The sequence below is a fragment of the Christiangramia aquimixticola genome, from assembly GCF_048285835.1.
GTDB classification, from domain to species: domain Bacteria; phylum Bacteroidota; class Bacteroidia; order Flavobacteriales; family Flavobacteriaceae; genus Christiangramia; species Christiangramia aquimixticola.
Genome location: NZ_JBLVTL010000232.1, coordinates 1 through 296, shown reverse-complemented (window position 1 = coordinate 296; position 296 = coordinate 1). Strand labels below are relative to the sequence as shown.

Here is a 296-nt window from a genome sequence, read left to right as displayed (position 1 = left end):
CCGGAATATCTTCATCGGCAATGTCCCATAGGTTGTGATTTCGCTTGTATTGCTTTTTCACATCCCGGATGGCATCGAGTGCGCCACGCTTGTCAAACTTGTTGAGCGCGATCACGTCTGCAAAGTCCAGCATGTCGATTTTTTCCAGCTGAGAAGCCGCCCCGTACTCAGGAGTCATCACGTAAAGCGCAATGTCTGAGTGCTCGATAATCTCCGTGTCTGACTGACCGATACCAGATGTTTCCAAAATCACCAAGTCAAACCCTGCTGATTTCACGGTATCCACGGCATCCTGC

1 protein-coding gene is annotated in these 296 nt (G+C 50.0%); it reads right to left on the bottom strand.

The window, feature by feature from the left end; genetic code table 11:
- Positions 1–296 (bottom strand): hypothetical protein (locus tag ACNKXV_RS14275; protein WP_417908376.1); only part of this gene is annotated, 296 nt, incomplete at both ends.